We start from the raw sequence: 3214 nt of genomic DNA, 5'->3' as shown, positions 1-3214 counted from the left end.
CGTGACGGGCCACCCGCCCCCGACCGTAAACTGGAGAATCGGCCCACCCGGGCCCGACGTCCATTCGAGCCCGTCCACCCCCTAGGGAAGTCGCCACCGTGTCGCTCACGATCGGAATCGTCGGTCTGCCGAATGTCGGCAAGTCGACCCTTTTCAACGCCCTGACCAAGAACGACGTGCTGGCGGCCAACTACCCGTTCGCCACGATCGAGCCGAACGTCGGCGTCGTCGGCGTCCCCGACCCCCGCCTGAACACCCTCGCGGAGATCTTCGGCTCCCAGAAGCTGCTTCCGGCGACGGTCGACTTCGTCGACATCGCGGGCATCGTGCGCGGCGCGAGCGAGGGCGAGGGCCTGGGCAACAAGTTCCTCGCGAACATTCGTGAGTCGGACGCGATCTGCCAGGTCATCCGCGCCTTCAAGGACGAGAACGTCGTCCACGTCGACGGCAAGGTCTCACCCAAGGACGACATCGAGACGATCAACACCGAGCTGATCCTCGCCGACCTCCAGTCCGTCGAGAAGGCCGTCCCGCGCCTCCAGAAGGAGGCCCGCCTCCAGAAGGAGAAGGTCGCCGTTCTGGCAGCGGTCGAGGAGGCCCAGAAGATCCTGGAAGCCGGCGACACGCTCTTCCACGCGGGCATCACGGCCGGCACGGAGAAGGGCCGCCTGCTCCACGAGCTCCACCTCCTGACGACGAAGCCCTTCCTCTACGTCTTCAACGTCGACGAGGACGAGCTGGTCGACGAGGACTTCAAGAACGAGCAGCGCGCCCTGGTCGCCCCCGCCGAGGCCATCTTCCTGAACGCCAAGATCGAGTCCGAGCTGATCGAGCTCGACGACGACGAGGCCCTGGAGCTGCTCCAGTCCATGGGCCAGGAGGAGCCCGGCCTGGCCACCCTCGGCCGCGTCGGCTTCGACACCCTCGGCCTGCAGACCTACCTCACGGCAGGCCCGAAGGAAACCCGCGCCTGGACGATCAAGAAGGGCGCCACGGCCCCCGAGGCGGCCGGTGTGATCCACACCGACTTCCAGAAGGGCTTCATCAAGGCGGAGATCATCTCCTTCGCCGACCTGGTCGAAACGGGCTCGGTCGCCGAGGCCCGCGCCAAGGGCAAGGCGCGCATGGAGGGCAAGGACTACGTCATGCAGGACGGGGACGTGGTGGAGTTCCGCTTCAACGTGTAATGCGTCTGGCGAAAGGTCGTCTGACCTGCGACGGAGCGGGTTGGGCGGCCTTTGCGGTCCGCACGGAGTCCGCAGCGTGCCGGATGGGTCCGGCACGCGGGGGAGCGGTTACGCCGCTTCGTCGACCTGTGGCTGGGTCTCGGCGGACCGGTCCGCGTACGCCTTGTCGACGGCGGCCCGGGTCCACTCCTCGGAGTCGGGCCACAGGTGGGTGTAGATGTTCAGCGTCATGGCCGCGTTGGTGTGGCCGAGGCGCTCGGAGACCGTCTTCACGGACTCGCCGTGCTTGATCAGCAGGCTGGCGTAGTGGTGCCGGAGTGCGTGGGGTCCGGTGCCCTTCGGTATGCCGGCCTTCGCACAGGCGGGCCGCCAGGACCCGTCCATGAAGTGCGTGTAGACCACGGGCCCGCCCTGCGGCGCCGTGAAGATCCAGCCCTCGGGGCCATCGGCGGGGAAGTCCCGCAGGTGGGCCTTCATCGCATCCACCGCTATACGGGGGAGCGGGACCGTGCGGTGCGAGCGAGCGGTCTTGGGCGGGCACACGTACACGCCGTGCTTGGCGGTCTGCTGGATCTGCTGCTCGACCGAGACGGTCGCGTGCAGCAGGTCCACGTGCCGAAGCTGGAGGCCGAAGAGCTCGCCGGGGCGGAGCCCCGTGCAAGCGCCCAGCAGGACCAGGCCCCTGTAGCGGCCGGGTATCTCCTCGGCCAGCGTCCGCACCTGCTCGACGGCCAGGGGTACGACCTTTTTCCTCGGGACTGAGGGCAGCTTCGCGTCGGTGCAGGGGTTGTGCGGAATCATGCGGTCGCGGACCGCTGCCCGGAAGACCGCGTTGACCGTGTTGAAGACGGTGCGGGAGGTGCTCGCGGCGAGCTTGTGGGTGGTCGTCAGGCTGGTGATCCAGCTCTGCACGTCACCGGGCTTGATCGCGCCGAGTGCCCGCTTCTCCCAGACGGGGTAGGCGTAGCAACGCAGGTGCTGGGCTACGGCCTTGGCCGTCGACGGCCGGTGCGGCTGGCTGGCCCGCCACTCCTCCGCGTACTCCTTGAAGGGCTTCTTCGCCGAGCGCGGGTCGACGTACTGACCGGTGACCACGCTGGTCGTGACCTCGTCGAGCCAGCGCTGGGCGTCGATCTTGCGGTCGAAGTGGCGGGCGTGTTCCTTGCCGTCGAGGTCGCGGTAGCGGGCACGCCATTTGCCGTTGGGTCGCTTCTGGATATTCGCCAAGTGGCTTCTCCTTCGTGCTGGTTGTCAGTAGTGGCCGCCGTCCTCGATGTCGCTGGTGAGGGTGCGAGCGTCCCGCTCGTCGCCCATGAGGCGGAGGCACTGCTCGTTGATCGCGCGTGAGCTGTCGGGGTGGGCCTTGATGTGGTCGGCGACGGCGACCACGGCGCGGTGCAGGCGGTCGCGGGCATCGCGAGTTTCGTAGAACGCTTCGACGGCTTCCTGGACGAGTCGTCGGCTGTCGATGTCGAGCCCTTCCAAGGGCGGTGACATGAGCTCTTCGAGGGGCAGTTCGAAGACGCGGGAGAAGGCGAGCGCCTCATCGAGGTTGATCCGCCGACGGGGAGAGCCGTTCTCGATGCGCCACACGGCGGTCTGGTTCATCTTCACGCCGGCTCTGGTCACCCGCTCGGCCAGCTCGGTCGTGCTCCACCCTCTGACCTCGCGCTCCAGGGCCACGCGGCCCGCCACGTTGCCTTCGCTGTAGAGCAGCGGCACTTCGCCGCCCTCGGCCTTCTCGCCTGCCATCGAACCTCCATCGCGACCATCGCTATCCGAATTGAAACATGAGCTTCCCGGTTTGGCTAACCGCCGATCGTGAGGTACTGATTATGCAGATCGAATCGCTATCTAGCCGAATGGGAACGCATGCGATACCTGACCACCGCCGAGGTCGCCGAGCGCTACCGCACCGCCGAGAGCACCGTCCGTTACTGGCGCCAGCTCAAGAAGGGGCCGCGCGGCATCAAGGTCGGCAAGCGAGTGCTCTACCCCGAGGCCGAGCTGCTGCGCTACGAGCGCGC

Annotated in this window: 4 protein-coding genes; 2 read left to right on the top strand and 2 right to left on the bottom strand. The window is 67.4% G+C overall.

Annotated elements, in window-relative coordinates; genetic code table 11:
- Positions 1-98 precede the first annotated feature (98 nt).
- Entirely contained in the window at positions 99-1187 is a 1089-nt protein-coding gene (gene ychF / locus JGS39_RS38555; RefSeq protein ID WP_219574426.1) for a redox-regulated ATPase YchF, read from the top strand.
- Positions 1188-1295: 108 nt separating this feature from the next.
- Here ychF and JGS39_RS38550 read toward each other — a convergent pair whose 3' ends face one another.
- Together JGS39_RS38550 and JGS39_RS38545 are read right to left on the bottom strand one after the other, a co-directional pair.
- Positions 1296-2414 carry a tyrosine-type recombinase/integrase gene (locus JGS39_RS38550; RefSeq protein ID WP_219574425.1) on the bottom strand — a complete coding sequence of 373 codons (1119 nt, stop codon included), beginning with the start codon at positions 2412-2414 and terminating at the stop codon, positions 1296-1298.
- A 24-nt stretch (positions 2415-2438) separates the two neighbouring features.
- A complete protein-coding gene (locus JGS39_RS38545) occupies positions 2439-2939 on the bottom strand; it encodes a helix-turn-helix transcriptional regulator (protein ID WP_136204661.1) in 501 nt (166 codons plus the stop codon).
- Between the two features lie 120 nt (positions 2940-3059).
- On the opposite strand from JGS39_RS38545, the gene JGS39_RS38540 reads away from it, so the two are divergent.
- Positions 3060-3214 (top strand): helix-turn-helix transcriptional regulator (locus tag JGS39_RS38540; RefSeq protein ID WP_219574427.1); only part of this gene is annotated, 155 nt, incomplete at its 3' end.

The organism is Streptomyces poriferorum, assembly GCF_019399235.1.
Lineage (GTDB): Bacteria > Actinomycetota > Actinomycetes > Streptomycetales > Streptomycetaceae > Streptomyces > Streptomyces poriferorum.
The sequence above is the reverse complement of the archived record's forward strand: the minus strand, read 5'-3'. Positions and strand labels throughout refer to the sequence as shown.

Bases quoted from the DNA above. Each gene is read 5' to 3' on its own strand.
- JGS39_RS38545 (WP_136204661.1), bottom strand. From the start codon at position 2,939: ATGGCAGGCGAGAAGGCCGAGGGCGGCGAAGTGCCGCTGCTCTACAGC.